The organism is Ramlibacter sp. 2FC (assembly GCF_005503345.1).
Classification (GTDB): domain Bacteria; phylum Pseudomonadota; class Gammaproteobacteria; order Burkholderiales; family Burkholderiaceae_C; genus SCMQ01.
The window spans coordinates 1-26,882 of sequence record NZ_SCMM01000036.1; the positions used below are offsets into that span (position 1 = coordinate 1).

General features: G+C 69.8%; 26 protein-coding genes and 1 other RNA gene. 8 read left to right on the forward strand and 19 right to left on the reverse strand.

What is annotated here, in order from left to right; translation table 11 throughout:
- Window positions 1-2: 2 nt before the first annotated feature.
- The 9 genes from hslU to dapF all read right to left on the reverse strand — a co-directional run bounded on the left by hslU (window position 3) and on the right by dapF (window position 9,637).
- On the reverse strand, window positions 3-1,337 hold the full coding sequence (gene hslU, locus FFS10_RS15420; protein WP_137895362.1) for an ATP-dependent protease ATPase subunit HslU: 1,335 nt from the start codon (window positions 1,335-1,337) through the stop codon (window positions 3-5).
- A 9-nt stretch (window positions 1,338-1,346) separates the two neighbouring features.
- Window positions 1,347-1,895 carry an ATP-dependent protease subunit HslV gene (gene hslV, locus FFS10_RS15425; protein ID WP_137895363.1) on the reverse strand — a complete coding sequence of 183 codons (549 nt, stop codon included), beginning with the start codon at window positions 1,893-1,895 and terminating at the stop codon, window positions 1,347-1,349.
- A 70-nt stretch (window positions 1,896-1,965) separates the two neighbouring features.
- Window positions 1,966-3,645 (reverse strand): STAS domain-containing protein, encoded by a 1,680-nt coding sequence (locus tag FFS10_RS15430; RefSeq protein WP_137895364.1) that lies wholly within the window; start codon window positions 3,643-3,645, stop codon window positions 1,966-1,968.
- Window positions 3,646-3,687: 42 nt separating this feature from the next.
- The gene (gene dksA, locus FFS10_RS15435; protein ID WP_171016095.1) at window positions 3,688-4,566 is read right to left on the reverse strand and encodes an RNA polymerase-binding protein DksA; all 879 of its coding nucleotides are present in this window, start codon (window positions 4,564-4,566) and stop codon (window positions 3,688-3,690) included.
- A gap of 171 nt (window positions 4,567-4,737) precedes the next feature.
- Complete coding sequence (locus FFS10_RS15440) at window positions 4,738-5,790, reverse strand: CobW family GTP-binding protein (RefSeq protein ID WP_137895365.1); 1,053 nt, start codon at window positions 5,788-5,790, stop codon at window positions 4,738-4,740.
- Window positions 5,791-5,855: 65 nt separating this feature from the next.
- On the reverse strand, window positions 5,856-7,043 hold the full coding sequence (locus tag FFS10_RS15445; RefSeq protein WP_137895366.1) for a class I SAM-dependent rRNA methyltransferase: 1,188 nt from the start codon (window positions 7,041-7,043) through the stop codon (window positions 5,856-5,858).
- Window positions 7,044-7,081: 38 nt separating this feature from the next.
- Entirely contained in the window at window positions 7,082-8,071 is a 990-nt protein-coding gene (locus tag FFS10_RS15450; protein ID WP_137895367.1) for a tyrosine recombinase XerC, read from the reverse strand.
- 13 nt (window positions 8,072-8,084) lie between these two features.
- Window positions 8,085-8,762, reverse strand: coding sequence for a DUF484 family protein (locus tag FFS10_RS15455; protein WP_137895368.1), 678 nt, complete (start codon window positions 8,760-8,762; stop codon window positions 8,085-8,087).
- Window positions 8,759-9,637: a diaminopimelate epimerase gene (gene dapF / locus FFS10_RS15460; RefSeq protein WP_137895369.1), complete on the reverse strand. Its 879-nt coding sequence runs from the start codon at window positions 9,635-9,637 to the stop codon at window positions 8,759-8,761. The genes FFS10_RS15455 and dapF overlap by 4 nt, the downstream gene beginning before the upstream one ends.
- Window positions 9,638-9,682: 45 nt before the next feature.
- Here dapF and FFS10_RS15465 point away from each other — a divergent pair, with 45 nt between their 5' ends.
- Window positions 9,683-11,329 (forward strand): MBL fold metallo-hydrolase, encoded by a 1,647-nt coding sequence (locus FFS10_RS15465; protein WP_137895370.1) that lies wholly within the window; start codon window positions 9,683-9,685, stop codon window positions 11,327-11,329.
- On the forward strand, window positions 11,322-12,062 hold the full coding sequence (locus tag FFS10_RS15470; RefSeq protein ID WP_137895371.1) for an RNA pseudouridine synthase: 741 nt from the start codon (window positions 11,322-11,324) through the stop codon (window positions 12,060-12,062). The genes FFS10_RS15465 and FFS10_RS15470 overlap by 8 nt, the downstream gene beginning before the upstream one ends.
- On the opposite strand, the gene nhaR is transcribed toward FFS10_RS15470, so the two are convergent.
- A complete protein-coding gene (gene nhaR, locus FFS10_RS15475) occupies window positions 12,047-12,970 on the reverse strand; it encodes a transcriptional activator NhaR (RefSeq protein ID WP_137895372.1) in 924 nt (307 codons plus the stop codon). The genes FFS10_RS15470 and nhaR overlap by 16 nt on opposite strands.
- 132 nt (window positions 12,971-13,102) lie before the next feature.
- Here nhaR and FFS10_RS15480 point away from each other — a divergent pair, with 132 nt between their 5' ends.
- Window positions 13,103-13,633, forward strand: a complete 531-nt coding sequence (locus FFS10_RS15480) for an Rrf2 family transcriptional regulator (protein ID WP_137895373.1) — start codon at window positions 13,103-13,105, stop codon at window positions 13,631-13,633.
- A 33-nt stretch (window positions 13,634-13,666) separates the two neighbouring features.
- Here FFS10_RS15480 and rnpB read toward each other — a convergent pair.
- Window positions 13,667-14,044: RNase P RNA component class A (gene rnpB, locus FFS10_RS15485), an RNA gene on the reverse strand.
- 96 nt (window positions 14,045-14,140) lie between these two features.
- Between rnpB and cysK the strand changes: the two genes are divergently transcribed.
- The 5 genes from cysK to FFS10_RS15510 all read left to right on the forward strand — a co-directional run bounded on the left by cysK (window position 14,141) and on the right by FFS10_RS15510 (window position 18,966).
- On the forward strand, window positions 14,141-15,058 hold the full coding sequence (gene cysK, locus FFS10_RS15490; RefSeq protein WP_137895374.1) for a cysteine synthase A: 918 nt from the start codon (window positions 14,141-14,143) through the stop codon (window positions 15,056-15,058).
- An 80-nt stretch (window positions 15,059-15,138) separates the two neighbouring features.
- Window positions 15,139-16,869: an NAD(P)/FAD-dependent oxidoreductase gene (locus FFS10_RS15495; RefSeq protein WP_137895375.1), complete on the forward strand. Its 1,731-nt coding sequence runs from the start codon at window positions 15,139-15,141 to the stop codon at window positions 16,867-16,869.
- A 321-nt stretch (window positions 16,870-17,190) separates the two neighbouring features.
- Window positions 17,191-17,670: a cupin domain-containing protein gene (locus tag FFS10_RS15500; protein ID WP_249931317.1), complete on the forward strand. Its 480-nt coding sequence runs from the start codon at window positions 17,191-17,193 to the stop codon at window positions 17,668-17,670.
- 12 nt (window positions 17,671-17,682) lie between these two features.
- Window positions 17,683-17,907 (forward strand): recombinase-like helix-turn-helix domain-containing protein, encoded by a 225-nt coding sequence (locus tag FFS10_RS15505; protein WP_137895377.1) that lies wholly within the window; start codon window positions 17,683-17,685, stop codon window positions 17,905-17,907.
- Between the two features lie 21 nt (window positions 17,908-17,928).
- Window positions 17,929-18,966, forward strand: coding sequence for a Rieske 2Fe-2S domain-containing protein (locus FFS10_RS15510; protein ID WP_137895378.1), 1,038 nt, complete (start codon window positions 17,929-17,931; stop codon window positions 18,964-18,966).
- Between the two features lie 53 nt (window positions 18,967-19,019).
- Here the strand turns inward: FFS10_RS15510 and htpX are convergent, their stop codons facing one another.
- From htpX to FFS10_RS15550, 8 genes are all read right to left on the reverse strand, one after another.
- On the reverse strand, window positions 19,020-19,895 hold the full coding sequence (gene htpX, locus FFS10_RS15515) for a protease HtpX (protein ID WP_137895379.1): 876 nt from the start codon (window positions 19,893-19,895) through the stop codon (window positions 19,020-19,022).
- A gap of 112 nt (window positions 19,896-20,007) precedes the next feature.
- On the reverse strand, window positions 20,008-20,766 hold the full coding sequence (locus FFS10_RS15520) for a DUF3025 domain-containing protein (protein WP_249931316.1): 759 nt from the start codon (window positions 20,764-20,766) through the stop codon (window positions 20,008-20,010).
- Window positions 20,751-21,782: a dihydroorotase gene (gene pyrC, locus FFS10_RS15525; RefSeq protein ID WP_137895380.1), complete on the reverse strand. Its 1,032-nt coding sequence runs from the start codon at window positions 21,780-21,782 to the stop codon at window positions 20,751-20,753. Before pyrC ends, FFS10_RS15520 begins: the two co-directional genes overlap by 16 nt.
- Before the next feature lie 36 nt (window positions 21,783-21,818).
- Window positions 21,819-23,342 carry an L-piperidine-6-carboxylate dehydrogenase gene (gene amaB, locus FFS10_RS15530; protein ID WP_137895381.1) on the reverse strand — a complete coding sequence of 508 codons (1,524 nt, stop codon included), beginning with the start codon at window positions 23,340-23,342 and terminating at the stop codon, window positions 21,819-21,821.
- Window positions 23,339-24,445, reverse strand: coding sequence for a saccharopine dehydrogenase family protein (locus FFS10_RS15535; RefSeq protein ID WP_137895382.1), 1,107 nt, complete (start codon window positions 24,443-24,445; stop codon window positions 23,339-23,341). Before FFS10_RS15535 ends, amaB begins: the two co-directional genes overlap by 4 nt.
- A gap of 135 nt (window positions 24,446-24,580) precedes the next feature.
- Window positions 24,581-25,318 (reverse strand): amino acid ABC transporter ATP-binding protein, encoded by a 738-nt coding sequence (locus FFS10_RS15540; RefSeq protein WP_137895383.1) that lies wholly within the window; start codon window positions 25,316-25,318, stop codon window positions 24,581-24,583.
- Window positions 25,319-25,334: 16 nt separating this feature from the next.
- On the reverse strand, window positions 25,335-26,003 hold the full coding sequence (locus FFS10_RS15545; protein ID WP_137895384.1) for an amino acid ABC transporter permease: 669 nt from the start codon (window positions 26,001-26,003) through the stop codon (window positions 25,335-25,337).
- Between the two features lie 91 nt (window positions 26,004-26,094).
- Window positions 26,095-26,856, reverse strand: coding sequence for an amino acid ABC transporter permease (locus tag FFS10_RS15550; protein ID WP_137895385.1), 762 nt, complete (start codon window positions 26,854-26,856; stop codon window positions 26,095-26,097).
- Between the last annotated feature and the right edge of the window lie 26 nt (window positions 26,857-26,882).

The window sequence follows — 26,882 nt, forward strand, 5'->3', positions numbered from 1 at the left end:
CCTCAAAGGATGTAGCGCGACAGGTCCTCGTTCTGGCTCAGCGCCTTGAGCCGGGCGTCCACATAGGGCCCGTCGACCTCCACCGTCTGGCCGCTGCGGTGGCTGGCCTCGAAACTCACCTCGTCGAGCAGCCGCTCCATCACGGTGGACAGGCGGCGTGCGCCTATGTTCTCAGTGCGCTCGTTGACCTCGAACGCGATCTGGGCCAGCCGAGTGATGCCCTCGGGGGCGAAGCTGAGCGTCACCCCCTCGGTGGCCAGCAGCGCCTGGTACTGCCGCACCAGCGAGGCATGGGTCTGGGTCAGGATGGCCTCGAAGTCCTGCACCGAGAGCGAGGCCAGCTCGACCCGGATCGGAAAGCGCCCCTGCAGCTCGGGGATCAGGTCGCTGGGCTTGCTCAGGTGGAAGGCGCCCGAGGCGATGAACAGGATGTGGTCGGTCCTGACCATGCCGTACTTGGTCGACACCGTCGTGCCCTCGACCAGGGGCAGCAGGTCGCGCTGCACGCCCTGGCGCGAGACGTCGGCGCCGCCGGCCTCGGCGCGCGAGGCCACCTTGTCGATCTCGTCGATGAACACGATGCCGTTCTGCTCGGCGTTGTGGATGGCGCGGGTCTTGATCTCTTCCTCATTGACGAGCTTGGCCGCCTCCTCGTCGACCAGCAGCTTCATGGCCTCGGCGATCTTGAGCCGGCGCGTCTTGCGCTTGCCCTGGCCGAGCTGGCCGAACATGCCGCGCAGCTGCTCGGCCATGTCTTCCATGCCGGCCGGCCCCATGATCTCGAGCGCGGGCCGGGACTCGGCCAGGTCAATCTCGATCTCCTTGTCGTCCAGCTGGCCCTCGCGCAGCTTCTTGCGGAAGGCCTGGCGCGCCGCCCCGTCGGTGGCCGGGGTGGCCGCCAGATCAGCGCCGCTGGGCCGCGGCGGCGGAATCAGGCAGTCGAGGATGCGGTCCTCCGCCGCGTCCTCGGCGCGCGTGCGCATCTTGCGCATCTCGGCCTCGCGCGTCTGCTTGACCGCGATCTCGGCCAGGTCACGCACGATGGCGTCCACGTCCTTGCCCACATAGCCGACCTCGGTGAACTTGGTGGCCTCGACCTTGATGAAGGGCGCGTCGGCCAGGCGGGCCAGGCGGCGCGCGATCTCGGTCTTGCCCACGCCAGTGGGGCCGATCATCAGGATGTTCTTGGGCGTGATTTCGGCGCGCAGCGGGCCCTGGACCTGCTGGCGGCGCCAGCGGTTGCGCAGCGCGATGGCGACGGCACGCTTGGCCTCGGCCTGGCCCACGATGTGGCGGTCGAGTTCGGAGACTATTTCCTGCGGGGTCATCGATGACATGGCTCGGTCTCAGTCCAGGGTTTCCAGGGTGTGGTTCATGTTGGTGTAGATGCACAGCTCGCCGGCGATCTCCAGCGACTTCTTGACGATGTCGCGCGCCGACAGCTCGCTGTGCTCCAGCAGGGCGCGCGCCGCGGCCTGGGCATAGGAGCCGCCCGCGCCTATGGAGACGATGCCGTGCTCAGGCTCGAGCACGTCGCCGTTGCCGGTGATGATCAGCGAGGCATCCCGGTCGGCCACGGCCAGCATGGCCTCGAGCCGGCGCAGCACGCGGTCGGTGCGCCAGTCGCGCGTGAGCTCGATGGCCGCGCGCGCCAGGTGGCCCTGGTGCTTCTCGAGCTTGGCCTCGAAGCGCTCGAACAAGGTGAAGGCGTCGGCCGTGGCACCGGCAAAACCGGCCAGCACCTTGCCGTGGTAGAGCTTGCGCACCTTGCGCGCCGTGCCCTTGATGACGACGTTGCCCAGGGTCACCTGGCCGTCGCCGCCGATCGCGACCTGCCAGCCCTGCGGCGTCTGACGACGCACGCTCACGATGGTGGTGCCGTGAAATTGATCCATGATGTCCTCTGCGGAAATGTGAATGGGGCCGCCGGACTGCCGGCGCACCCTGGCGCGATGCGGCAGGCCTTCAGTCGGTGCGCAGCACGACCCGCGCCTGCTCGCTGATGCCGATCACGTGGAAGAATGCGGCCACTAGGCGGTGGACGTTCAGAAACTCGACCTGCCGCCCCTGCGCCTGTTGCGCGACGACCCAGTTGAGCAGGGTGCCTGCCGCGGCAAAGTCGACCCGGGCCAGGCAGGCGCAGTCCACGCTCAGCCTGTCCCCAGGCGGGGACTTGGCTTCGATCACGGCCAGCTGCGCCGAGGCATCGCCGACGATGCCGCCAACCAGGGCCGGCGCCTCTTCGTCGCTCGGCGCGATCGGCTCCTGGGCCGGCGCGGCAGCCTCGGCCGGCGCGGCGGCGCCAGCGGCCAGGAACGTGCAGGCCGGGGCCTCCCAGGCCGGCGGCGACACCTCGTAGGTCACGCAGTAGTTCAGCGCGACCTCGTCGAACTCTTCCATGCGCCCCATGACGCGCAGCAAGGCCAGGCGCGCCAGCCAGGCCTCGGGCGCGGCCGTGGCGTCGCCGGCGGGCGTGCGCGCGGCCAGCCACTGCTCGAGCATCTCGCCGCCGACGAAGCCGATCTGCACCGGACGCGCCGCCCAGGACGCCAGCACCTTGCGCAGGGCCTGCAGCACCTCGTCACCGCCCAGGGCCTGAAGCTTGCGCCAGTCCAGGCGCCAGGGACTGGCCGTGCGTGCCAGCACCTCCTGCAGCGCGGTGAGCGAGCCCACCCCCAGCGTCGCCGGGCAGGTCCAGTGGGCGTGCGCACTGCCGGCAGGCTGCGCACGAGCAGGCGCCGCCTGGCCAGCGCGCTCCGACATGGAGAACCACTGCGGCGCCGAGCGCTGGAAGCGCAGCGCGAAATCCAGGGCCGCGCGCTCGAACCGGTCCTGCCAGCCGGTGGCGCGGTACAGGTCGAACAGGGCCAGCCAGCTCTCCAGATGCTGGCCGCGTGTTCCGGTGCTGCCCAGGGCCTTGAGCAGGCCGGCCTCTGCACCCGCCTCGTCGCCGCTGGCAAAGCGGATCGACGCCTCCTCCAGCTCCTGGTCGTGGGCGAGCTCGCCGACCTCGATCGCGTCGGACTTGGAGACCGAGAAACCTTCGGACGGCGGCGCCGGCTCGGCCAGAGGCGCCAGGTCCGACCGGGCCGTGGACGCGAAGGCCGAGCGCTGGGTCGGCTCGCCCAGCAGCGGCGCAGGCGCCGTGCGCAGCGGCTGCGGCGCCGACGCGCCCTGAGAGGAAAAGCCCCGCGAGGCGCTGCCTTGCGAGGAAGACCCCTGGGAACTGCTGCCCTGCGACGAGGATTCCCCCGAGGAGGAAAACGCGCTGCTGCCGCTGCCCAGATCGCCGCGCTTGGATTTCCACCACTGCATCGACATCTGGGCCTCGATCTCGTCGATCTTCTTGAGCGTGCGCGCCCGGCCGTCCGGCGTGGACAGCAGGCTGCTCTGGAAGAAGGAGGGGCGCACCCCCGCGTCAGGCCCGCCCAGCAGCTCGCGCTGGCGGATCTTGCGCAGCATGTCGAACTCGCGGCCGCGCACGAAATCGTTGCGCTTCTTGCGCTCGATCATTTCCTTGAGCCGCTGCCGGCTCTGCTCGTCATCGCGCACCGTGTCCTGGTGGTCCAGTTCGGACCAGCTGACCGTCGGATGGCGAACGAAGCGGACGACCTTGGACAGCAGGCCGCCGTTGTCTTTGCTCATGGCCTCGGGTCCCGCACTCCGTGCTTCTCGCGTGGCAACACCTTAGTCGCCGAACATCTTCTGCTTGAGCTCGCGGCGCTGCTGGGCCTCCAGCGACAGCGTCGCGGTCGGGCGCGCCAGCAGGCGGCCGACGCCGATCGGCTCGCCGGTCTCGTCGCAGTAGCCATAGTCGCCGGCGTCGATGCGCGCGATCGACTGCTCGATCTTCTTGAGCAGCTTGCGCTCGCGGTCGCGCGTGCGCAGCTCCAGCGCGTGTTCTTCCTCGATGGTGGCGCGATCGGCCGGGTCCGGCACGATCACCGTGTCCTCGCGCAGGTGCTCGGTGGTCTCGCCGGCATTGGCCAGGATGTCCTGCTTGAGCTGGGAGAGCTTGCGGCGGAAGAACGCCATCTGGGTGTCGTTCATGTACTCGCTGTCGGGCATGGCCAGCACCTCGGCGTCGGACAGGGCCTCCAGCGCCTTGGTTTTCCAGTTGTTGGCCAGCTTGGGATCCTTCTTGATCGACGCGAGGGGCGGAGGGGTCAGGACGGGAGTGCTCATGGTATTCAGGTAGCTAGCTTTGGCGGCCGTGGAGGCCACCGCAGGCGCCATGGAAGGCGCGGTCAGTGGGGCCGGTCGCGCAGACGCGCGACTGGCCCGGGCGGGCGTCGCCGGCACGGGGCTGGCGACAGGGGAACGGGCGGCCGGCGCCGCCTCGGCCACCGCGGCACGCGGCTTGGCCGTCCCCGTGGGCTTGGCCGGCGCGCCCTTGGCGGCGCTGGCGGGCTTGACGGCCTTGGGGGCCGGCTTCTTGGGCGCGGGCTTGGGCGCGGCGCGGGATGCACCCGGCCGGGCGACCGCTCGCGTCGCCTTGGGGGCCGGGGCCTCGGCCTTCTTCGCCTGGGCACGCGGCCGGGTCTTGCCGGAAAGGGCTGTCACCATGAGGGGGCGTCCTTCACCTGCGTTATACCCTGATTCGGGCCCTTTGTTACTGGGCCGGCCCCGAGGGGCCGGAATTGGGCCGCGATTGTAAAGGCTGAACCGCCAGCCCGCCCATCCGTTGCCAAATTGCAACAAACGGGAATTTTCGCGACCCCGGACCGCGTCCCCAGCTCAGATGAGGGACTGCTCCAAGCCTTGCAGCAGGATATCCTTGGGCAAGTCGATGCCGATGAACACCATCTTGCTGGTGCGTGGCTCGTCCGGCGCCCAGGCCGGCCCGAGGTCGCTGCCCATCAGCTGGTGCACGCCCTGGAAGATCACCTTGCGCTCGGTACCCTTCATGTTGAGCACGCCCTTGTAGCGCAGCATGCGCGGGCCGTAGATGTTGACGATGGCGCCCAGGAAGTCCTCCAACCGGGCCGGGTCGAAGGCGCGCTCGGAGCGGAACACGAAGCTCTTGACGTCGTCCTCGTGATGGTGGTGGTGGCCGTGCTCATGGTCGTGCTGGTGCGAGGGGTGGTCGCAGTGCTCGCCGTGCGCATGGTCGTGGTGGTGGTGCTCGTCCTCTTCCTTGAGGAAGTCCGGATCGATCTCGAGCTTGCTGTTGAGGTTGAAGCCGCGCAGGTCGAACACCTGGTCCAGCGCCACCTCACCGAAATGCACCAGCTGCTGGGGCGCGCGCGGGTTCATGTGGGTCAGGCGGTGCTGCAGGGACTGGACCTCGTCGGGCGAGACCAGATCGGTCTTGCTGATGAAGAGCTGGTCGGCGAAGCCGACCTGGCGCCGCGCCTCCTGGCGGTCGTTCAGCTGCTGGGCCGCGTGCTTGGCGTCGACCAGGGTCAGGATGGAGTCGAGCAGGAAGCTCTCGGCGATCTCGTCGTCCATGAAGAAGGTCTGGGCCACCGGGCCGGGGTCGGCCAGGCCGGTGGTCTCGATCACCACGCGCTCGAAGTCCAGCAGGCCCTTGCGCTTCTTGGCCGCCAGCAGCTGCAACGTGGCCCGCAGGTCCTCGCGGATCGAGCAGCAGATGCAGCCGTTGCTCATCTGGATGATCTGCTCCTCGGTGTCGGCCACCAGGATGTCGTTGTCGATGTTCTCCTCGCCGAACTCGTTCTCGATCACGGCGATCTTCTGGCCGTGCGCCTCGGTCAGCACGCGCTTGAGCAGGGTGGTCTTGCCGGAGCCTAGGAAGCCCGTGAGGATGGTGGCGGGGATCAGGGACATGGTCTTGGGAATGAGGAAATGGGGAGTGTAGCGGCGAGCTCAAGGCCGTGCCGCCGGCGGGGGCGTCAGTCGGGCTTGCGTACCACGACCAGGCCCTTGAGGTACTCGCCCTCGGGGAACTGCACGGTCATCGGGTGGTCCGGCGCGCCCTGCAGGCGCTCGCTGATGTAGCCGTCCACCCCGGCGTCTATGCCGGCCGAGGCCACGATCTTGTGAAACAGCTCGGCGCTGATGCCGCCCGAGCAGGAATAGGTGAACAGCTCGCCGCCCGGCGCGAGCAGCTTGAAGGCCAGGCGGTTGATGTCCTTGTAGGCGCGCGCAGCGCGCTCGGCATGGGCCGCCGTGGGCGCGAACTTCGGCGGATCGAGGACGATGGCGTCGAAGCGCTCGCCGGCCTCGATGAAGCGGCGCAGCGAGGCGTTCACGTCGGCGTCGAGGAACGTGGCGCGTGCCTCGTCGAAGCCGTTCAGCGCCACGTTGGCGCGGGCGCGCGCCAGGGCCGGGCCCGACGAGTCGATCGAAGTCACATGGCCGGCACCACCGGCCAACGCTGCCACCGTGAAGCCACCGGTGTAGCAATAGCAGTTGAGCACGCGCGCGAAGCCGCGCCGGCGCGCGTGCTGGGCGAAGCGCTGGCGGCTGTCGCGCTGATCCAGGTAGAAGCCGGTCTTGTGGCCCTGGGCGATGTCCAGCGTAAGGCGCCAGTCGTGCTCGCTTATCGTCAGCTCGGTCGCCCCCTCGCCGCGCAGCCAGCCCGTGGCCTCGGGCAGGTCCTCGAGCGCGCGCACGCTGGCGTCCGAGCGCTCGTACAGGCGGGTCAGGCCGGTCTGGCGCAGCAGGGCGTCGGCGATCTGGGCCTTCCAGCGCTCGGTGCCGCAGCTGGTGAACTGGGCCACCAGGGTGTCGCCGTAGCGGTCCACGATCAGCCCTGGCAGGCCGTCGGACTCGCCATGGACCAGCCGCAGGCCGTCGCTCTGGATCTCGAACAGGCTGCGCGCCCGGATGGCGCGCGCGATGGCCGCCTCGAAGAACGCGGCATCGATGCACTGGTCCTCGTCGAAGCTCCAGACCCGGGCGCGTATGCGCGAGCTCGGGCTGAACGCCGCCCAGCCCAGGAACTGGCCGTCTTGCGCGGTCACGCGCACGGTCTCGCCCGGGTCGGCCCCGCCCTTGGCGATCGCCGAGTCGAACACCCAGGGGTGACGGCGCTGCAGCGAGCGCTCCTTGCCTTCTTTGAGTCTGATCGTCTTCATGCGCCGTATTGTCGCGGCAGGCCCGGCCGGCGCCGGCCTCAACCTGCCTTCTTCTTGTGTGTCTTGTGCGCGCGCGGATGGGCCGCGTCGTAGGCGCGGGCCAAATGCTGGAAGTCGAGCCGGGTGTAGACCTGGGTGCTCGCGATGCTGGCGTGACCGAGCAGCTCCTGCACCGCGCGCAGATCGCCGCTGGACTGCAGCAGGTGGCTGGCGAAGGAGTGGCGCAGCATGTGGGGATGGACCGGCGCGGCCAGGCCGGCGCCTTGGCCGCGCCGGCGCAGGCGCTGCCAGATCGCCTGCGGCGTCAGGCGCGTGCCGCGCTGGCCTGGGAACAGGGCCGCGGCCCCTTCGCCGCCGGCACCGGGAACGACCGGGCGCAGGGCCAGCCAGCGCTCGAGCGCCGCCAGCGCCTGGGCGCCCAGCGGCACGCTGCGCCGCTTGCCGCCCTTGCCCAGCACATGGACCTCGGCCGCCTGCAGGTCCAGCCAGCCCCGGCCCTCGCGCTGCGCCGCGGCGCTGGCCGACCGGTCCAGCCCGGCCAGCTCGGACACACGCAGGCCGCAGCCGTACAGCAGCTCGACCATGGCCGCGTCGCGCGCCTCCAGCCAGGGGTTGTCCTCGGACTGCGCATGGTCGGCCAGCTGCATGGCCTCGTCGACGCCCAGGGCCTTGGGCAGCGGGCGCGGCGCACGCGGCGCGCGCGCGTCCTGCACCGGGTTGCCGCCTATCCTTCCCTCGCGCCCCAGCCAGGCGTAGAAGCCGCGCCAGGCCGACAGGGCCAGCGCGATGCTGCGCCCCTGGCGGCCGGCCGCGTGCAGCTGGGCCGCCCACTGGCGCACATGGCCGCTGCGCGCCGAGGTCAGCGCCACCCCGGTGCGCGCCGCCAGTTCCTGCAGCTTCTCGAGTTCCTGCGCGTACAGGTTCACGGTGCGCGCCGCCAAGCGCCGCTCGACGCGCACATGCTCGAGATAGCGCGCGACCAGCGCAGCACCCTCGGGGTCGGCGGGCAGCGGCGCGCGATCGGCCATGCCCTTCCCCGGCTCAGCCCCGGGTCAGGCGCGACAGGGCCGCACTGCCGAGCTCGGCCATGCGCTCGAGGAAATCCGTGCCCATGCCGGCGTGGAAGCGCTGGGCGTCGGGCGAGGCCAGCACCAACAGGCCGAAGGCCTGCGGATCGGCGGCGCCGCTGCGCAGGGCGATCAGCGCCACCGAGGCGGCGCGCTCGGCATCGGCCAGCCAGCTCACGGCGTCGAAGCCGGCATTGACGCCGCAGTAGGGCGAGGCCAGCGAGGCGGCCAGGATCTTCATTTCCTCGCTCGCGCCCTGGGCGAAGGGCTCGCCGGCGAAGGCCGGGGCCACGCCCCAGACACGCAGCGCGACCTGGGGCACGCCGAACTGGCTCTGGATCTCGCGCACCATCACGGCCGGCAGCTCGGCCGGCCGCTCGACCAGGAACAGCTGGCGCGCCCAGCGCTGCAGCTTGTCGGCGATGATCATGTTCTCGTTGCCGTGGCGGATCATGTCCATGATGCGCAGCTCCAGCGCCCGGATCTTCTCGCGCAGCATCTCGGCCTGGCGCTCCTGCAGGCTCACGGCACGCTGGCCGTGCGGGCTGGTCAGCTGCACCGCGGCCAGCAGCTCGGCGTGGCGCTCGAAGAAATCCGGCGTATTGAGCAGGAAGTCGGCGATGTCGTCTTCGGTCAGGGGGTTCATGTTCATGTCAGGTCCGGAATCTCGATCTCGCCCTCGAAAACGGTGGTGGCCGGACCGGTCATGCGCACCGCGCTGCCCTCGCCCGCCCATTCGATGGTCAGCCGCCCGCCGCGCGTGTCCACGTCGACCCGCGCGTCGAGCAGGCCCTGCCTGATGCCCGCCGCCACGGCCGCGCAGGCCCCTGTGCCGCAGGCCAGCGTCTCGCCGCTGCCGCGCTCGAACACGCGCAAGCGGATGCGCGAGCGGTCCAGCACCTGCATGAAGCCGGCGTTGACGCGGCGCGCAAAGGCCGGGTGGCGCTCGATCAGCGGGCCCTGCTCGGCCACCGGCGCGCGGTCCACGTCGTCCACGAGCTGCACCGCGTGCGGGTTGCCCATGGACAGCACGGCCACGCGCACCGGGGCCTGGCCGGGCGCGAGCACCAGCGGCCAGAGCTGCCACTCGCCATGGGGGCCGGCCGGCTCGGGGCTCAGGCCTGCCGGGTCGAAGGGCACGCTGGGCAGCTCGAACACCGGCGTGCCCATGTCCACCGTCACGCGGCCGTCGGGATTCATGCGCAGCTCGATCACGCCGTTCGCGACCTTGACCTTGACCAGCTCCTTGGCCGTGAGCGCCTTCTCGCGCACATAGCGCACGAAGCAGCGCGCGCCATTGCCGCATTGTTCGACCTCGCCGCCGTCGGCGTTGTGGATCACGTATTCGAAGTCCAGGCCCGCGCCGGGCGAGGGCCGCACGCTGAGGATCTGGTCGGCGCCGACGCCGAAATGGCGGTCGGCCAGGAAGCGGTACTGCGCCGCCGAGAGGTTCAGGCGGCCGCGCGTCTCGTCGAGCACGACGAAGTCGTTGCCCGCACCCTGCATTTTGGTGAAGCGGATTCGCATGGCCAGCATTATGGGCCGCCCGGCAATCCTGCCGATAATGCGGCCATGGTCCGACCCACCCAACTGCTACACCCCCAGCGCGAGCCCGCCCCGCTGCGGCCCGCCGCCACCGTGCTGCTGCTGCGCGACGCGCCCGGCGGCCTCGAGGTGCTGATGACGCGCCGCTCCATGAGCGCCAGCTTCGCCCCCGGCGCCTATGTGTTTCCCGGCGGCGGCATCGACGCGGCCGACGCCCAGGCGCATGCACAGGCCACGCGCCGCCCCACGCAGAGCGCCCTGCACCTCACCCAGGCCATCGCCGCGATCCGCGAGAGCTTCGAGGAGCTCGGCATCCTGCTCGCACGCCGCGCCGACGGCGCCATGGCCGGCGCGGCCGAGGTCGCGGCGCTGGACCGCCAGGCGCCCTTCCTGCCCCAATGCGCGGCACGCGGCCTGACCCTGGCCGCGGCCGAGGTCTTCGTGCTCGCGCACTGGATCACCGACCGCGACCTGCCGCGCCGCTTCGACGTGCCCTTCCTGGTCGCGCGCATGCCCGAGGGCCAGCAGCCGCAGGCCGACGAGGCCGAGCAGTTCGAGCCGGTCTGGGTGCGGCCCGCCGACGCGCTGGCGCGCCACGAGGCCGGCCAGTTCTTCATGATCTTCCCGACCATACGCACGCTGCAGCGGCTGGCGGCCTACGACCGCGTGGACGCGGTGCTGGCCGCCTGCGCCGCGACCGAGCAGCCGCTGTGGACCAGCTGCCCGCGCGCCGGCCTGCTGGCCGGCAAGGAGGCGCGCTACATGGAGCATGAATCGCCCTACGGCGAGCTGGCCCTGGTCAGCCCGGACGGCCAGATCGTGCACGCACTGGACTGGCAGGCCGACCAGCCTGTGCCGCTCTTGAAGAACCTGCAGCGCCTGACGGCGCCCAACCCCGGCGTGATGACCGGCCCCGGCACCAACAGCTACCTGGTCGGCGACCCGCGCACCGGCTACATCGCGATCGACCCCGGGCCGGCCGACGCCGAGCATCTGGAGCGCCTGTGGCGCGCCGCCGGTGGCCAGATCCGCATGATCGTCTGCACCCACTCGCACCCCGACCATTCGCCGGGCGCCAAGCCGCTGCAGGCCCTGTGCAGCCCGCCGCCGCCCATCCTGGGCCTGCCCTCGGCGCCGACCGCGCGCGCGGCCAGCGCCTTCACCCCCGACCGGGCGCTGGCCGACGGCGAGCGCCTGGCGCTCGGCAGCGCGGACGGCCAGATCCAGCACACGCTGCGCGTGATCCACACGCCCGGCCATGCGGCCAACCATGTCTGCCTGGTGCTGGAGCAGGACGGCCTGCTGTTCTCGGGCGACCATATCCTCAACGGCAGCACCACCGTGATCGACCCGCCCGACGGCGACATGACGGCCTACCTCGATTCGCTGGACCGGCTCAGCGCTGCCTGCGCCGAGCTGGACATCGAATTCATCCTGCCGGCGCACGGCCATGCGCTGGGTGCGGCGCGCGAAGCCATCGCCCAACTCAAGGCGCACCGGCTCAGGCGCGAGGCCAAGATCCTCGCGGCCATGCAGGCCCTGCCCGAGGGCACGCTGGACGACTGGGTCAAGCAGGCCTACGAGGACGTGCCGCCGCGCCTGTGGCCGGTGGCCGCGCGTTCGCTGCAGGCCCATGTGGCGCGCATACGCTCGCTGGCCCCCGGCAATGACTGACGCCAGTGACGCCGCCGACGGCGTGCGCCTGGCCAAGCGCGTGGCCGAGTTGCGCGGCTGTTCGCGCCGCGAGGCCGAGCTGCTGATCGAGGGCGGCTGGGTGCGCGTGGCCGGCCAGGTGGTCGAGACGCCACAGTTCCGCGTGCACGACGAGACGGTCGAGGTGGACGCCGGGGCCCGCGCCGAACCCATCCCGCCCGTCAGCTTCCTGCTGCACAAGCCCCCATGGGTGCGGACCGGGGCCGCCGAGGCGCTGCTGGCCGAGTCGGCCCGCTTTGCCGGCGACCGCTCCGGCCTGCGCCGGCTGCAGCGGCATTTCAGCGGGCTGACCTGCGTCACGCCGCTGGAAGACGCGGCCAGCGGCCTGCTGGTGTTCACCCAGGACGCCCGCGTGCGGCGCAAGCTGATCGAGGAGGCCGCCCTGGTCGAGCACGAGGTGATGGTCGACGTGGAGGGCCCTGTGACGCCCGAGCAGTTGCAGCAGCTCAACCGGCCGCCGGTGGTCGACGGACGCGCCATGCTGGCAGCACGGGTCAGCCTCAGCCGGCAGCAGCCGGACGTCACCGGCCTGCGCTTTGCCATGAAAGGCTATTGGTCGGGACAGATTGCGACCATGTGCGCGGCGGCCGGGCTGACCGTCACCGGCATCAAGCGCATCCGCATCGGCCGCCTGCCCATGGCCGGCCTGCCCCCCGGCCAGTGGCGCTACCTGCTGCCCTATGAACGGTTTTGAGACGGCGCGCCCAGGGCCCTGAACAAGCGGCCGCGCGCCGCCTGGGTGATGGCCGCCACGCAGGGATGGGTGATGCGGCGCTCCACCGACACCGCAAAGAACTCCTCGACCAGCTCCTCGCTGCGCCCTATCACCTCGACGCCGTACTGCGACACGGTCTCGGACTCCAGCACCGTGGGCGACATGAAAACGCCGCGCCCCTCGCGGCCGAAAGCGGTCATCAGCGCGCCGTCGTCGAACTCGCCGACCACGCGCGGCTGGATCTGGTGGCGCGCCAGCCAGCCGTCGAGCTGCTGGCGCACCGAGGAAGCCGCGCCCTGGATCAGCATGGGCATGCCCTGCAGACATTGCGGGAACGGCCCCTTGAGCTGGGCGCGCAGCGCCGGGGCGCAGAAGAAACTCATGGGCGAGCTGCCCAGCGCATGGTTGAAGGCCTTGACGCTGACACGGCGCGACAGCGGCTCGTCGGCGATCACCAAGTCCAGGCGGTGCAGCGCCAGCTGGCCCAGCAGATCCGGGAACTTGCCCTCGCTGCAGACCAGGCGCACCGGCTCTGCCAGCGACAGGGCCGGCTCGAGCAGGCGGTAGGCCACCGACTTGGCCACCGAGTCCGCCACGCCGACGCGAAATTCCAATGTGCGCGCGCCGCTGCCGGCCTGGCGCATCGCGCCCTCGAGCTCGGCGCCCAGCGTGAAGATCTCGTCGGCGTAGCCCAGGGCCAGGTGGCCGTCGTCGGTGAGCTCGAGACGCCGGCCACTCTTGCGAAACAGCTTGCGGCCGAAGCGCTCCTCCAGCAGCTTGATCTGGCCCGACAGGGTCTGCGGCGTGGTGTGCAGCTGCTCGCCGGCGCGCATCACCCCGCCGGCGCGCGCCGTGACCCAGAAATAGTGCAGGTGCTTGAAGTTCACAGCGACTCAATCATTCGATTTTTTCGCAGTTATTTTCTTATAAATTCGAATTTACGCGAAGTGAAAATGCACCTAGAGTGATGCATGTGCAGGCGCAGTCGGCCTGCACCACAACGCTGAAAGGAGCATGTCATGCGATTGAGTACAAAAGGCCGCTTTGCCGTCACCGCCATGATCGACCTGGCGCTGCGCGAGCAGCTCGGGCCGGTCTCGCTGGCCGCGATCAGCGTGCGACACCAGATCTCGCTGTCCTATCTGGAACAACTGTTCAGCAAGCTGCGCCAGCGCGGCCTGGTCGAGAGCACGCGCGGCCCCGGCGGCGGCTACACCCTGGCGCGCCGCGCCGAGGCGATCAGCGTGGCCGACATCCTGGGCGCGGTCGAGAGCGGGCCGGGCGCCGGCGCTGCGGCGGCCGGCGATGATTCGCCCAGCTGCTGGATGACGCAGGAGCTCTGGGCCAGCCTGCACAGCAAGATGATGGAGCACCTGCAGGCGATCACGCTGCAGATGCTGGCCGAGGAGCAGCGCGCCAAGGGCGTGCGCGTCGAGGGCCGACCGGCCACCAAGCGCGGCGTGTTCGCCGCGCCCAAGGCCCAGCCGCTGCGGGTGAACGCCCCCAACTCGGTGTTCGCGCTGGCCGGCAAGCTGGCTGCCAGCCGCTGAGGCACTCCAGGCGGCCGGCCGGGGAAAGAAAAAGTGTGAAGCCCGCCGATACGCCGGATTCTGTGCGCCACGGTTGCCCGTGGCGTGACCGTCATTACTCTGGGCCGGGGGTCGCCCACCCGGCTCGGTGCTACCTACCCGCCAGCTCTGCGGAGCCACATCGACGCTGGCCTACTTGGTATTGCTGCGCGTAGAGATTGCCCGTTTCACCCGATGCGGCCCCGGCCTTCTTTCGAAGGCCTTTGCGGCGTCGCTTTCGCGCCGCCGCAAAGGCCGCATCGACTCGTCTCTGTTGCTCTGATCCTCACCTCGCGGTGGAGAGGTGTTACCTCCTACGCTGCCCTGTGCAGTCCGGACGTTCCTCCAGTGCGCCCTTTCGGGACTTGCACCGGCGACGGTCTGGCGGGCTTCACGCCGCCATTATCGCCGCCCCCGCACCCTTGGCGCCGCCCACGCTCCGGCAATCGGGGCAGAATGCACGTGCTTGCGCAACGAACCGGAGACCCCATGAAGGCCAACACCATCCTCGACACCATAGGCGGCACGCCGCATATCCGCCTCCAGCGCCTGTTCGGCGACGCCCAGGTCTGGATCAAGTCAGAGCGCTCCAACCCTGGCGGCTCGATCAAGGACCGCATCGCCCTGTCCATGATCGAGGCCGCTGAGAAGTCCGGCGAGCTCAAGCCCGGCGGCACCATCATCGAGCCGACCTCGGGCAACACCGGCATAGGCCTGGCCATGGTCGCGGCCGTCAAGGGCTACAAGCTGATCCTGGTCATGCCCGACAGCATGTCCATCGAGCGCCGCCGCCTGATGCTGGCCTACGGCGCGAGCTTCGAACTGACGCCGCGCGAGAAGGGCATGAAGGGCTGCATCGCCCGCGCCGAGGAGCTCAAGGCGGCCACTCCCGGCGCCTGGATCCCGCAGCAGTTCGAGAACCCGGCCAACATCGAGGTGCACGCGCGCACCACGGCGCAGGAGATCCTGGCCGACTTCCCCGAGGGCGTCGACGTGCTGATCACCGGTGTGGGCACCGGTGGCCACATCACCGGCTGCGCCCGCGTGCTCAAGGAAAAATGGCCCAGGCTCAAGGTGTTCGCGGTCGAGCCCACGGCCTCGCCGGTGATCTCGGGCGGCCAGCCCTCGCCGCACCCGATCCAGGGCATAGGTGCGGGCTTCATCCCCAGGAACCTCGACACCGCCCTGCTCGACGGCGTGATCCAGGTCGAGGCCGAGCCCGCGCGCGAGATGGCGCGCCGCGCCGCGCGCGAGGAAGGCCTGCTGGTCGGCATCTCCTCCGGCGCCACGCTGGCCGCGATCGCGCAGAAGCTGCCCGAGCTCGCGCCGGGCGCTACCGTGCTGGGCTTCAACTACGACACCGGCGAGCGCTACCTCTCGGTCGAAGGCTTCCTGCCAACGCCCTGACCCAGGGACGCCCCGGCGCCTGCCTCAGAGCGCAAGGGCCTTATCATGGCGGCCCTGCTTGATCACCACGAGCCGCCCCCATGATCCGTATTTCCGAACTCCGATTGCCGCTGGCCGCCCTACCGGCGGACCCCGAACAGCAGCCCGAGGCCGCGCTGCGCGCTCAGGCGGCGCAGCTGCTGGGCATAGCGCCCGCTGAGATCGCACACCTGCAGGTGCACAAGCGCAGCTTCGACGCGCGCAAGGTCGAGCTGCTGGCCGTCTTCATTCTGGATCTGTCGCTGCGCGACCCTGCCCAGGAAGCCGCGCTGCTGACCCGGCACGCCGGACACCCCCACATCGCGCCCACGCCCGACATGGCCTGGCAGCCGGTCGGCCAGGCCCCCGCCGACCTGGCGCAGCGCCCCGTGGTGGTGGGCTTCGGGCCCTGCGGCATCTTCGCCGCCCTAGTGCTGGCGCAGATGGGTTTCAGGCCCATCGTGCTCGAACGCGGCAAGCCGGTGCGCCAGCGCACCCAGGACACCTGGGGCCTGTGGCGCAAGCGCCAGCTCGATCCCGAGAGCAACGTGCAGTTCGGCGAGGGCGGCGCCGGCACCTTCTCCGACGGCAAGCTCTACAGCCAGATCAAGGACCCGCGCCACCTGGGCCGCAAGGTCATGAGCGAATTCGTTCAGGCCGGCGCCCCGCCCGAGATCCTCTACGTGGCCCACCCCCACATCGGCACCTTCAAGCTGGTCAAGGTGGTCGAGAACCTGCGCGAGCAGATCATCGCCCTGGGCGGCGAGATCCGCTTCCAGCAGCGCGTGAGCGACGTGATCGTCGAGAACGAGGGCGGCCTGCGCCGGCTGCGCGGCCTGCGCGTGCTGGACCTGGCCAGCGGCCAGAGCAGCGAGCTCGCCGCCTCCCATGTGGTGCTGGCCCTGGGCCACAGCTCGCGCGACAGCTTCGCCATGCTGCACGAGCGCGGCGTGCAGATGCAGGCCAAGCCCTTCTCGGTCGGCTTTCGCATCGAGCACCCGCAGGGCCTGATAGACCGCGCGCGCTGGGGCCGGCACGCCGGCCATCCGCTGCTCGGCGCGGCCGACTACAAGCTGGTGCACCACGCGGCCAACGGCCGCGCGGTCTACAGCTTCTGCATGTGTCCGGGCGGCACCGTGGTCGCCGCCACGTCGGAGCCCGGGCGCGTGGTCACCAACGGCATGAGCCAGTACTCGCGCAACGAGCGCAACGCCAACGCCGGCATGGTGGTGGGCATAGAACCGAGCGACTTCCCAAGCGATCCGGCCGCCTTCGAGGCCACTCTGGGCAGCAGCCACGGCGTCGAGGCCCTGCAGGGCAAGGCCCCCCATCCGCTGGCCGGCATCGTGCTGCAGCGCCAGCTCGAGTCCGGCGCCTACGAGCTGGGCGGCCGCAACTACGACGCGCCCGGCCAACTGGTGGGCGACTTCATCGCGGGACGCCCCTCGACCGACTTCGGCGAGGTCCTGCCCTCGTACAAGCCCGGCGTGCGCCTGGGCGACCTGCATCCCGCCCTGCCCCCCTACGCGATCGAGGCCCTGCGCGAGGCCCTGCCGGCCTTCGGCCGCAAGATCCGCGGCTTCGACCGCCACGACGCGGTTCTGACGGGCGTGGAGACCCGCACCTCCTCGCCGCTGCGCATGGACCGCGGCGAGGACCTGCAGAGCCTGAACACGCGCGGCCTGTTCCCGGCCGGCGAGGGCGCGGGCTACGCCGGCGGCATCCTCTCGGCCGGCGTGGACGGCATCCGGGTCGGCGAGGCCGTGGCCCGGGACCTGCTGGCCTCGGCCTGAGCGCCCACCTGCGGGGCTCCGGCCTGCGCCTGCGCCGTCCACTCGCCTCGCCCCCCCTGGCCGGCACGCGCGGGATGGCCGATCTAGATCAACAAGCGCGCAATCACGGTCAAGACCAAGGGTTTACCCCATATTTCCCGCCTTTTCCTGTTGTTTAACCTAGGAACACGTTCCACTTATAAATCAACGTTTCATATACGAGCCAAATGAAACGCCGAGCGTGGAACCTGTGCGCCGTAGACAACTGCTTGAAAGGAATCCGAAATGAGCGTCGCCACCGCCGCTGCGCAGACCCCGACCCGTTACCGGCCGCCGCAGGGCATGAACCTGGCCCAATGGATGAAGACCCGCGTGGCCATGCGCGCCACGCGCCGCTACGACTGGGAGGCGCTGAAGTTCCAGGCCGACCATGACCCCAAGTACCGTCGCGCCCAGATGCGCTACGTGGGCACGGGCGCCACCGGCGTGGCCAGCGACGCCAACACCGTGCCGGCCGAGCATTTCACCTTCTCGACCATGATCCTGCCGGCCGGTGCCGAGGGGCCGCTGCACATCCACACCGACGTCGAGGAGGTGTTCTTCGTGCTGCGCGGGCGCGTCAGGCTGATCGCCGAACTCAACGGCGAGACCTGGGAGATGGAGGCCGGCGAACGCGACCTGGTCTCCTGGCCCGTGGGCGTGTACCGCGGCGTGATCAACATCGGCGATGAAGAGGCGCTGATGTGCGTGATCGTGGGCAACCCAAAGCCGGTCACGCCCAGCTACCCGCCCGACCATCCCCTGTCCCTGATCGAACGCTGAACCGGAGACCCCATGCGCACCAAAGAGCTTTACAACGAAACCCACCAGACCCGCAGCGCGCCGCCCACGGCCTACGAAAGCCTGCTGGGCGACTCGATAGAGCGTGCCTACGCCCAGGGCATACACGAGCTGGAAGGCCTGGTGGCCTACCTGAACCAGTCCGGCCCCTCGGGCCCCAACGGCCAGGCCTGGACGCCCGAGTCCTACCAGCAGGAAATGGCCCGCCTCGGCGCCTGACCCTTTTGCGGAGATTTCCCCATGAACACATCCGTCGTCAATTTCCAGCAAGACCCGGTCGACGCCGTCCTCGAGGTCGGCCTCAAGGACCTCTGGTACCCGGTCTGCCCCTCGGGCTTCGTCAAGGACAGCCCCGTCTCGCTGCGCCGCCTGGGCTACAAGATCGCGCTGTGGCGCGACCATGACGGCAAGGTCCATGCCCTGGAGGACCATTGCCCGCACCGCGGCGCGCCGCTGTCGATCGGCGTGAACCTGGGCGACCGCCTGGCCTGCGCCTACCATGGCGTGGAGGTGCGCTGCGACGGCACCGTGACCCGCGTGCCGGGCAGCCCGGGCTGCAAGCTCGAGGGCTCGCGCCCGGCGCGCATGTTCCACGTCGAGGAGCGCGCGGGCGCGATCTTCCTGTTCAACGCCACCGCGCCCCATGTGGACAGCCCGCCGCCGCTGCGCCTGCCCGAGCAGCTGACTTCGCCCGAGTGGTCTGCCTTCCTGTGCTACACCGAGTGGGGCTGCGACTACCGCTATGTGCTGGACAACGTGCTGGACCCGATGCACGGGGCCTACCTGCACAAGCAGTCGCATTCGATGGCCGAGGGCGAGATCAGCGCCGACTTCCAGATCCGCGACACGGACATCGGCTTCTTCTTCGAGAAAAAGGGCCAGCGCAACGTGAACTTCGACTGGACCGAGTGGATGGACACGGGCATACACACCATGCGCCTGGAGATCCCCTATCCCAAGACCGGCGGGCCGGGCGGCAACTTCACCATCATCGGCAGCTACACGCCGATCAGCAAGCAGGCGGCGGGGGTGTTCCACTGGCGCTGCCGCAAGGTCTCGGGCTGGCAGCGCGACACCTGGCGCTTCCTCTACAAGAACCGCCTGGAGGAGCGCCACTGGCATGTGCTGGAGCAGGACCGCGTGGCGGTGGAGAACATGGAGCCCGACGCCAACCGGCGCGAGCACCTCTACCAGCACGACATGGGCCTGGTGCGCCTGCGCCGCCACCTCAAGGGCCTGGCCACGCAGCAGCTCGACAAGGCGGCGCCCAAGGCCTGAAAACGCAAAGGCCGGACAGCGTCCGGCCTTGCTCGGGAGACAGCGCCCGGAGATCAGCCCTGGGCGTTCTGCAGCGCCGCGATGCGCTGCTCGATCGGCGGGTGGGTGGAAAACAACTGGCCGATGCCGCCGGCGATGCCCATGGCAGCCATGCTCTTGGGCAGCTCGGCCGCGTGCATGCCGCCCAGGCGGGCCAGGGCGTTGATCATGGGCTGGCGACGCCCCATCAACCGGGCCGCGCCGGCGTCGGCGCGGAACTCGCGCTGGCGGCTGAACCAGGCCACGATGATGGCGGCCAGGAAGCCCAGCACGATGTCGAGCACGATGGTGGTCACCATGTAGCCTATGCCGGGGCCCGAGCTCTGCTCGTCGTTCTTGCGCAGGAAGCTGTCGACCGCGTAGCCGATCACGCGCGAGAGGAAGACCACGAAGGTGTTCATCACGCCCTGGATCAGGGTCATGGTCACCATGTCGCCGTTGGCGATGTGCGCCACCTCGTGGCCGATCACGGCCTCGACCTCCTCGCGCGTCATGCCGCGCAGCAGGCCGGTGGAGACGGCGACCAGGGCCGAGTTCTTGAAGGCGCCGGTGGCGAAGGCGTTGGGGTCGCCCTCGAAAATGCCGACCTCGGGCATGCCTATGCCGGCCTGGTCGGCGAACTTGCGCACGGTGTCGACGATCCAGGCCTCGTCGGCGTTGCGCGGCTGCTCGATCACCTGCACCCCCGCGCTCCACTTGGCGACGGGCTTGCTGATCAGCAGGGAAATGAAGGCGCCACCGAAGCCCATGACCAGGGCAAAGCCGAGCAGCGCGCCCAGGTTCAGGCCGTTGGCCGTGAGGAAGCGGTTCACGCCGAGCAGGCTGGCGACGATGCCCAGCACCACCACCACGGCGAGGTTGGTCAGCACGAACAGGACGATGCGTTTCATGTTTTCTCTTTCTTCAGAGGCGGCCCCGCGATCGGGAGGCCGATGGCGCGAATGTTAGGGTCGCCAATGCGCAAATCAAGATTCTCACCCCGAATTCCGACAGTCCCTGCGGTTATTGGGCCACAGTGCGCCGGCCGCGCGCAGGCCGGAACACCTGGTCGTCCTCGTAGAAGCCCGGCGCCTCGTTGGCCGGCCACCAGCCGGGCACGCCCAGCACGGGCAGCGGCGCAAAGGGCTTGGCCGCGAGCTTGGCCGGCGTGAGGTCGGCCGCCAGCCAGGTGTCGAGCTCGGCCATCGCGTCGACTGCGGCCTCCACGCGCCAGACATGGGCCGTGACCGACTTGTAGGGCGCGACCAGTTTCTCGAGCAGGGCGTGGCCGAACAGCAGCAGCCTGGCCTGGCCCCACAGCGGCCGCAGCTCGCCGAACAAGCGGCCCCAGTCGCGCGCGGCCAGCGCCTGCCACAGGGCCTCGGGCGCCTGCAGCAGGGCCGCGTTCTCGTCGAACACCGTGATCGCGTCGCGCACCGGCCCGCGCACGGCGCCCACGCCGGCGGCCACGATCTCGGCCGCCTGCAGTTGGTTGAGCCGGCGCTTGGCCTGCGGAAACAGCATCCAGCACAGGCCGTTGTAGAAATCGTGCAGGCCCTCGCGCGTGGGCACCTGGCCCTGCTCGAAGATATGGCGCTCGTAGGCCACGCCCGCTGGCAGGGCCGACTGTGGCACGAAGCGCAGCGGCGCACGGACGGCCCGGTTCAGCGCCTCGTGCTGGGGCCAGCCCGCCAGCACCTCGCGCGCGACCGGCTCTCCGAGCGCACGCCAGGGCGCGAGCCAGGGAACGGACCAGTCGATGTCGGTCAGGCCAGGCGCCACGGCAGGGTTTCGCCCGCGCGCAAGGGCTTGAGCTCGGCCTCACCGAAGGCAAAGCTCTCCGGCGGCGTCCAGCTTTGCTTGCTCAGCGTGATCGTGCCCTGGTTGCGCGGCAGACCGTAGAAGTCGGCGCCGTAAAAGCTTGCGAAGGCTTCCAGCTTGTCCAGCGCGCCGGCGGCCTCGAAAGCCTCGGCGTACATCTCGATCGCTGCGTGGGCCGTGTAGCAGCCGGCGCAGCCGGTGGCGTGTTCCTTGAGGTGGGCCGGATGCGGCGCGCTGTCGGTGCCCAGGAAGAAGCGGGCATTGCCGCTGGTGGCGGCCTGCACCAGGGCCAGGCGGTGCGTCTCGCGCTTGAGCACCGGCAGGCAGTAGTAGTGCGGGCGGATGCCGCCGGTGAAGATGGCGTTGCGGTTGTAGAGCAGGTGGTGCGCGGTGACCGTGGCGCCGGTGAAGCGGTCCGCGTCCTGCACGTACTGCGCGGCCTCCCGGGTCGTGATGTGCTCGAACACGATCCTGAGCTCGGGGAAGTCGCGGCGCAGCGGGATCAGCTGCTGGTCGATGAACACGGCCTCGCGGTCGAACAGGTCGATCTCGGGCGAGGTCACCTCGCCGTGCACCAGCAGCAGCAGGCCCTCGCGCTGCATGGCCTCCAGCGTCCGGTAGGTCTTGCGGATGTCGGTCACGCCGGCGTCGCTGTTGGTGGTGGCGCCGGCCGGGTAGAGCTTGCAGGCCACCACGCCGGCTGCCTTGGCGCGCTTGATCTCTTCGGGCGGCAGCTTGTCGGTGAGGTAGAGCGTCATCAGCGGCTCGAAGCTCACGCCTGCCGGCACGGCGGCCAGGATGCGCTGCTTGTAGGCCAGGGCCTGCTCGGCCGTCGTCACCGGCGGCTTGAGGTTGGGCATGATGATGGCGCGGCCGAACTGCGCGGCCGTGTGCGGCACCACGGTGGCCAGCGGCGCGCCATCGCGCACATGCAGGTGCCAGTCGTCGGGGCGGGTGATCGTCAGGGTTGTGCTCATGGGCTGGATTTTCTCACCCTGCCGGCAGGCCCGTGCTCAGACGTCGAAGCGTATGCCCTGCGCCAGCGGCAGGGTCCGGCCATAGTTGATGGTGTTGGTGGCGCGCCGCATGTAGGACTTCCAGGCGTCCGAGCCCGATTCGCGGCCGCCGCCGGTCTCCTTCTCGCCGCCGAAGGCGCCGCCGATCTCGGCGCCGCTGGTGCCGATGTTGACGTTGACGATGCCGCAGTCGCTGCCCAGCGCCGAGGTGAAGCGTTCGGCCTCGCGCAGCGAGTCGGTGAAGATGCAGGAGGACAGGCCGTGGCTGGCGGCGTTGTTCAGCGCGATCGCCTGGTCGAGCTCCTTGAAGCGGCACAGGTAGAGGATGGGCGCAAAGGTCTCGCGCAGCATGGTGGCGTGCTGCGCCTCGGTCTCCACCAGCGCCGGCCGCACGTAGCAGGCCTCGGGGAAGCGCTGCTGCAGCAGGCGCTCGCCGCCGGTCACGGTGTTGCCGAAAATGCGGCATTCGGCGAGGGCCGCCTGCATGGCCTCGCCGGCGCGGGCGTCGATCAGCGGACCGACCAGGGTGCCGGCCTCGCGCGGATCGCCTATGGCCACGCTCGCATAGGCCTGCTTGAGGCGGGTGGCGAGCGCGTCGTAGACCGACTCGTGGACAAAGACGCGGCGCAGCGTGGTGCAGCGCTGGCCGGCGGTGCCGACCGCCGCGAACACCATGGCGCGCAGCGCCAGGTCCAGGTCGGCGCTGGCGCAGACCACGGCGGCGTTGTTGCCGCCGAGCTCGAGGATGGCGCGCTTGAACTGCAGCGCGCAGGCCTGGCCGACGGCGCGACCCATGGCCGTGGAGCCGGTGGCGCTGATCAGGCGTATGTCCGGGTGATCGACCAGCGCCTGCCCCTCCTCGCCCTGGCCCAGCCAGAGCTGGCTGATCTCGGCGAAGGCCGGCGCCCCCGCCTCGAGCGCCTGGCGCAGCAGGCCATGGACGGCGAGCGCGCACAGCGGCGTCTTGGGCGAGGGCTTCCAGACCAGGCCGTTGCCGCAGACCAGGGCCAGGGCCGCGTTCCAGGCCCAGACCGCCACCGGGAAGTTGAAGGCCGAGATCACGCCGCAGATGCCGAACGGGTGCCAGGTCTCGAGCATCTTGTGCTCGGGGCGCTCGGAGGCGATGACCAGGCCGAACAGCTGGCGCGACAGGCCCAGGGCGTAGTCGCAGATGTCTATCATTTCCTGGACCTCGCCCAGGCCCTCCTGCCCGATCTTGCCGGTCTCCAGCGTGACCAGTTCCCCCAGGGCCTGCTTGTGCTGGCGCAGGAGCAGGCCGTACTGGCGCAGCAGCTCGCCGCGCTGCGGCGCGGGCAAGGCGGCCCAGCGGCCCTGCACGGCCTTGAGCCGCTGCACCGAGTCCTCCATGGCCTGGGGTGTGCTGCGCGGCAGCTGCGCCAGCTCGGCCCCGTCGATCGGCGAGCGGCTGCCGAGCTGGCGCGGGCCGCCTTCCGCGGCCGGCAAGGCGACGCCCAGGCGCTGGAACAGCGCGCTCACTTGGGGATGGGGAAGGCTCGTCATTGGAGATGCTCCAGGGAAGCTTCGGCAAAGACCAGGCCGAAGCGGTTGCCGAGGAAGGCCGGCAGCGGCACCTGCTCCTGGGCGATGAAGCCGGACGCCGGCAGCCGGCCCTCGCGCACCAGGTCCAGCACCGCGCACAGGCTGGCCGCCGTGGTGCGCTGGATCGCGGTCAGCAGCTGGCCGCCTATGCTGGTGCCCAGAATGCGCGCCGAGTAGGAGGCCTGCAGCAGGCGGCCGCCGCGCTGGCCCGAGGCGGTCGCAAAGATCACGATCACGTCCTGATCGGTCGAGGGCACGGCCTCCTCCAGGATCTGCTTGAGCAGCTCGGGGCGCTCGCGCAGGCGCAGCTCGTTGAGCAGCAGCTTCATTATGGCGCCATGGCCGGGGTAGCGCACCGACTTGTAGTCCACGTTGCGCGCCCGGCCGTGCAGGGTGCGCGTCAGCGTGCCGAGGCCACCCGAGGTGTTGAAGGCCTCGTACTCGACGCCGTCCAGGGCGAAGGTCTCGCGGCCTTCCAGCGGCTGCAGTTCCACATGCTGGCCATCGACCAGGGCCTCGCAGGGGTTGCAGTACTGGTTGATCAGGCCCTCGGTGCTCCAGGTCAGGTTGTAGCGCAGCGCGTTGACCGGAAAGCGCGGCAAGGCCCCCACGCGCAGGTGCAGGTCCTGCAAGGTGTCGAAGCGGCTGGCCAGGTCGTGCCCCACGATGCCTATGAAACCCGGCGCCAGGCCGCATTGCGGCATCAGCACCGTGTCCGCCGTCGGCGCCAGGGCCTGGATGGCGCGGGTGCTTTTGACGTCCTCGGTCAGGTCGAAGTAATGCACGCCCAGGCCCGCGGCGAGGCGCGCCACCGCCACCGAGCGGTGGTACGGCAGGGCGTTGACCACGGCGAAGCGCCCGGCCAGGGCCTCGCCCAGGGCCGCGTCATTGGCGAGGTCCAGCGGCACCGCCTCGCAGCCCAGGTCGGCCAGCAGGGCCAGGCGCTGCGGATCGCGGTCGGCCACGCGCACCAGGTAGCTGCCGCTGCGCTGCAGCAACAGCGCGATGGCGAGGCCGATCTTGCCGGCACCCAGGATCGTGACGGGCAGAGCTTCGGAGTTCATGGCCATCCTCCACGGTCGCCGACAAGGCGGCTCTGGCGGCTATCGTAGCGCGCGGCCGCGCCAGTGCCTACCGCGCAATCCGCCACCGCACGCCGGTTTCTCGCCAGTCCGCCAGCCCGCGCTGGCGGACTGGCCTCAGTGCTGCAGTATCTTGTTGAGGAATTCCTTGGTGCGCGGCTGGCGGTTCTCCGGATGGTCGAAGAAGTCGTCCTTGCTGCAGTCCTCCAGGATGCGGCCGCCCACGTCCATGAAGATCACGCGGCTGGCCACCTTGCGCGCGAAGCCCATCTCGTGCGTGACCACCATCATGGTCATGCCTTCCTTGGCGAGACCGACCATCACGTCGAGCACCTCGCCGACCATCTCGGGGTCCAGCGCCGAGGTCGGCTCGTCGAACAGCATGACGATGGGGTCCATGGACAGGGCGCGCGCGATCGCCACGCGCTGCTGTTGGCCGCCCGAGAGCTGGCCCGGGAACTTGTCCTTGTGGGCCATCAGGCCGACCCGGTCCAGCATCTTGAGGCCCCGTGTCCTGGCCTCGTCGACGCTGCGGCCCAGCACCTTGACCTGGGCGATGGTCAGGTTCTCGGTCACCGACAGGTGCGGGAACAGTTCGAAATGCTGGAACACCATGCCGACGCGGCTGCGCAGCCGGGGCAGGTTGGTCTTGGGGTCGTGCACCGGCACGCCGTCGACGTAGATCTCGCCTTTCTGGAAGGGTTCGAGCGCGTTGATGGTCTTGATCAGCGTGGACTTGCCCGAGCCCGAGGGGCCGCAGACCACCACCACCTCGCCCTTCTGGATACTGGTGGAGCAATCGGTCAGCACCTGCACCGGGCCATACCACTTGGAAACGTTCTTGAGTTCGATCATTTGTTCTCTCCAGCACTCAACGGATGATGGCGATCTTCTTGTGCAGTTGCTTGACCAGCCAGGACAGGGCGTAGCAGATCACGAAATACAGCAGGGCGGCCAGCAGGTAGGACTCGATGGGGCGGCCGAAATTCTTGCCGGCCGTCTCGAAGCCCTTGAGCAGGTCGTAGGCGCCGATCGCGTAGACCAGCGAGGTGTCCTGGAACAGGATGATGGTCTGGGTCAGCAGCACCGGCAGCATGTTGCGGAAGGCCTGGGGCAGGATCACCAGCCGCATGTTCTGCCCGTAGCTCATGCCCACCGCCTGGCCCGCGAAGACCTGGCCGCGCGGGATCGACTGGATGCCGGCGCGCATGATCTCGCTGAAGTAGGCGGCCTCGAAGGCGACGAAGGTGATGATGGCCGAATACTCGGCGCCGATCGGGCGGCCGATCACGAAGGGCACGAGCAGGAAGAACCAGAGGATCACCATCACCAGCGGGATGCTGCGCATGCCGTTGACGTAGATCGCGGCCGGCAGATCCAGCCACTTGCGACCCGACAGGCGCATCAGCGCCAGCAGCGTGCCGAAGAAGATGCCGCCCAGCGTGGCCACGAAGGTCAGGAAGACGCTGAAACCCAGGCCCTTGAGCACGAAGTTGGAGATGACGTCCCAGTTGTAGAAGGAAAAGTCGAGTTGGATCATGTCAGGCCTCCCGCCGGGCCGCCCCAAGGGAGGCCTGGGCCCCCTCGGGGGGCAGCGAATACACGGAGTGATGAGCGTGGGGGCGTTTCATTCAGTGCCCCGCTCCGGTGCCGCCCGCCGCGACGAAACCGGGCACGCGGGCCCGCTTCTCTATGAAGGCCATGATGCGGTTGACCGCCAGTGCCGACACGATGTAGAGCCCCGTCACCGCCAGGTACATCTCGATCGGGCGCGAGGTCTCCTCGCCGGTCTGCATCGCGAACTGGGTGAGCTCGGCGATCGACACCGCGAACGCCACCGACGAGTTCTTGAAGATGTTCATGGACTCACTGGTCAGCGGCGGGATGATGATGCGGTAGGCCATGGGCAGGATCACATGGCGGTAGGTCTGCGCCGTGGTGAAGCCCACGGCCATGCCCGCGTAGCGCTGGCCCTTGGGCAGGGCCTGCACGCCGGCGCGCACCTGCTCGGCGATGCGCGCCGAGGTGAAGAAGCCCAGCGCGAACACGACCAGCAGGAAGGGGGGCACCTCCTTCATGGGCGGCACCAGCGCCGGCACCACGTGGTACCAGAGGAAGATCTGCACCAGCAGGGGGACGTTGCGGAACAGCTCGACCCAGGCGTTGCCCAGGCGCACCCAGCCGGGGCTGGCGGGCAGCGTGCGTATCACGCCAATGAGCGAGCCGACCAGCAGCGCCAGCACCAGGCCGCTGAGCGAGACCGAGACGGTCCAGCCCCAGGCCGACAGCAGCCAGTCCAGATAAGTGATGTCGCCGTTGCTGCCGAAGCAGCGCTCGACGACCGCGCCCTCGATGGTGTCCTTGCAGAACACCTGCCATTCCCAGTTTGCCATGGAGGAACCTTTGCTCTTGTTGTCTT

Coding starts and splice junctions, on each gene's coding strand:
- FFS10_RS15540 (WP_137895383.1), bottom strand. CDS start 25,318: ATGATCGAACTCAAGAACGTTTCCAAGTGGTATGGCCCGGTGCAGGTG.
- htpX (WP_137895379.1), bottom strand. CDS start 19,895: ATGAAACGCATCGTCCTGTTCGTGCTGACCAACCTCGCCGTGGTGGTG.
- FFS10_RS15470 (WP_137895371.1), top strand. CDS start 11,322: ATGACTGACGCCAGTGACGCCGCCGACGGCGTGCGCCTGGCCAAGCGC.
- FFS10_RS15550 (WP_137895385.1), bottom strand. CDS start 26,856: ATGGCAAACTGGGAATGGCAGGTGTTCTGCAAGGACACCATCGAGGGC.
- dksA (WP_171016095.1), bottom strand. CDS start 4,566: ATGGTGACAGCCCTTTCCGGCAAGACCCGGCCGCGTGCCCAGGCGAAG.
- FFS10_RS15545 (WP_137895384.1), bottom strand. CDS start 26,003: ATGATCCAACTCGACTTTTCCTTCTACAACTGGGACGTCATCTCCAAC.
- FFS10_RS15500 (WP_249931317.1), top strand. CDS start 17,191: ATGAACCTGGCCCAATGGATGAAGACCCGCGTGGCCATGCGCGCCACG.
- FFS10_RS15430 (WP_137895364.1), bottom strand. CDS start 3,645: ATGAGCAAAGACAACGGCGGCCTGCTGTCCAAGGTCGTCCGCTTCGTT.
- FFS10_RS15480 (WP_137895373.1), top strand. CDS start 13,103: ATGCGATTGAGTACAAAAGGCCGCTTTGCCGTCACCGCCATGATCGAC.
- FFS10_RS15455 (WP_137895368.1), bottom strand. CDS start 8,762: ATGAACATGAACCCCCTGACCGAAGACGACATCGCCGACTTCCTGCTC.
- FFS10_RS15465 (WP_137895370.1), top strand. CDS start 9,683: ATGGTCCGACCCACCCAACTGCTACACCCCCAGCGCGAGCCCGCCCCG.
- FFS10_RS15505 (WP_137895377.1), top strand. CDS start 17,683: ATGCGCACCAAAGAGCTTTACAACGAAACCCACCAGACCCGCAGCGCG.
- FFS10_RS15510 (WP_137895378.1), top strand. CDS start 17,929: ATGAACACATCCGTCGTCAATTTCCAGCAAGACCCGGTCGACGCCGTC.
- FFS10_RS15440 (WP_137895365.1), bottom strand. CDS start 5,790: ATGTCCCTGATCCCCGCCACCATCCTCACGGGCTTCCTAGGCTCCGGC.
- amaB (WP_137895381.1), bottom strand. CDS start 23,342: ATGACGAGCCTTCCCCATCCCCAAGTGAGCGCGCTGTTCCAGCGCCTG.
- hslU (WP_137895362.1), bottom strand. CDS start 1,337: ATGTCATCGATGACCCCGCAGGAAATAGTCTCCGAACTCGACCGCCAC.
- FFS10_RS15535 (WP_137895382.1), bottom strand. CDS start 24,445: ATGAACTCCGAAGCTCTGCCCGTCACGATCCTGGGTGCCGGCAAGATC.
- hslV (WP_137895363.1), bottom strand. CDS start 1,895: ATGGATCAATTTCACGGCACCACCATCGTGAGCGTGCGTCGTCAGACG.
- cysK (WP_137895374.1), top strand. CDS start 14,141: ATGAAGGCCAACACCATCCTCGACACCATAGGCGGCACGCCGCATATC.
- pyrC (WP_137895380.1), bottom strand. CDS start 21,782: ATGAGCACAACCCTGACGATCACCCGCCCCGACGACTGGCACCTGCAT.
- FFS10_RS15445 (WP_137895366.1), bottom strand. CDS start 7,043: ATGAAGACGATCAGACTCAAAGAAGGCAAGGAGCGCTCGCTGCAGCGC.
- FFS10_RS15495 (WP_137895375.1), top strand. CDS start 15,139: ATGATCCGTATTTCCGAACTCCGATTGCCGCTGGCCGCCCTACCGGCG.
- FFS10_RS15450 (WP_137895367.1), bottom strand. CDS start 8,071: ATGGCCGATCGCGCGCCGCTGCCCGCCGACCCCGAGGGTGCTGCGCTG.
- dapF (WP_137895369.1), bottom strand. CDS start 9,637: ATGCGAATCCGCTTCACCAAAATGCAGGGTGCGGGCAACGACTTCGTC.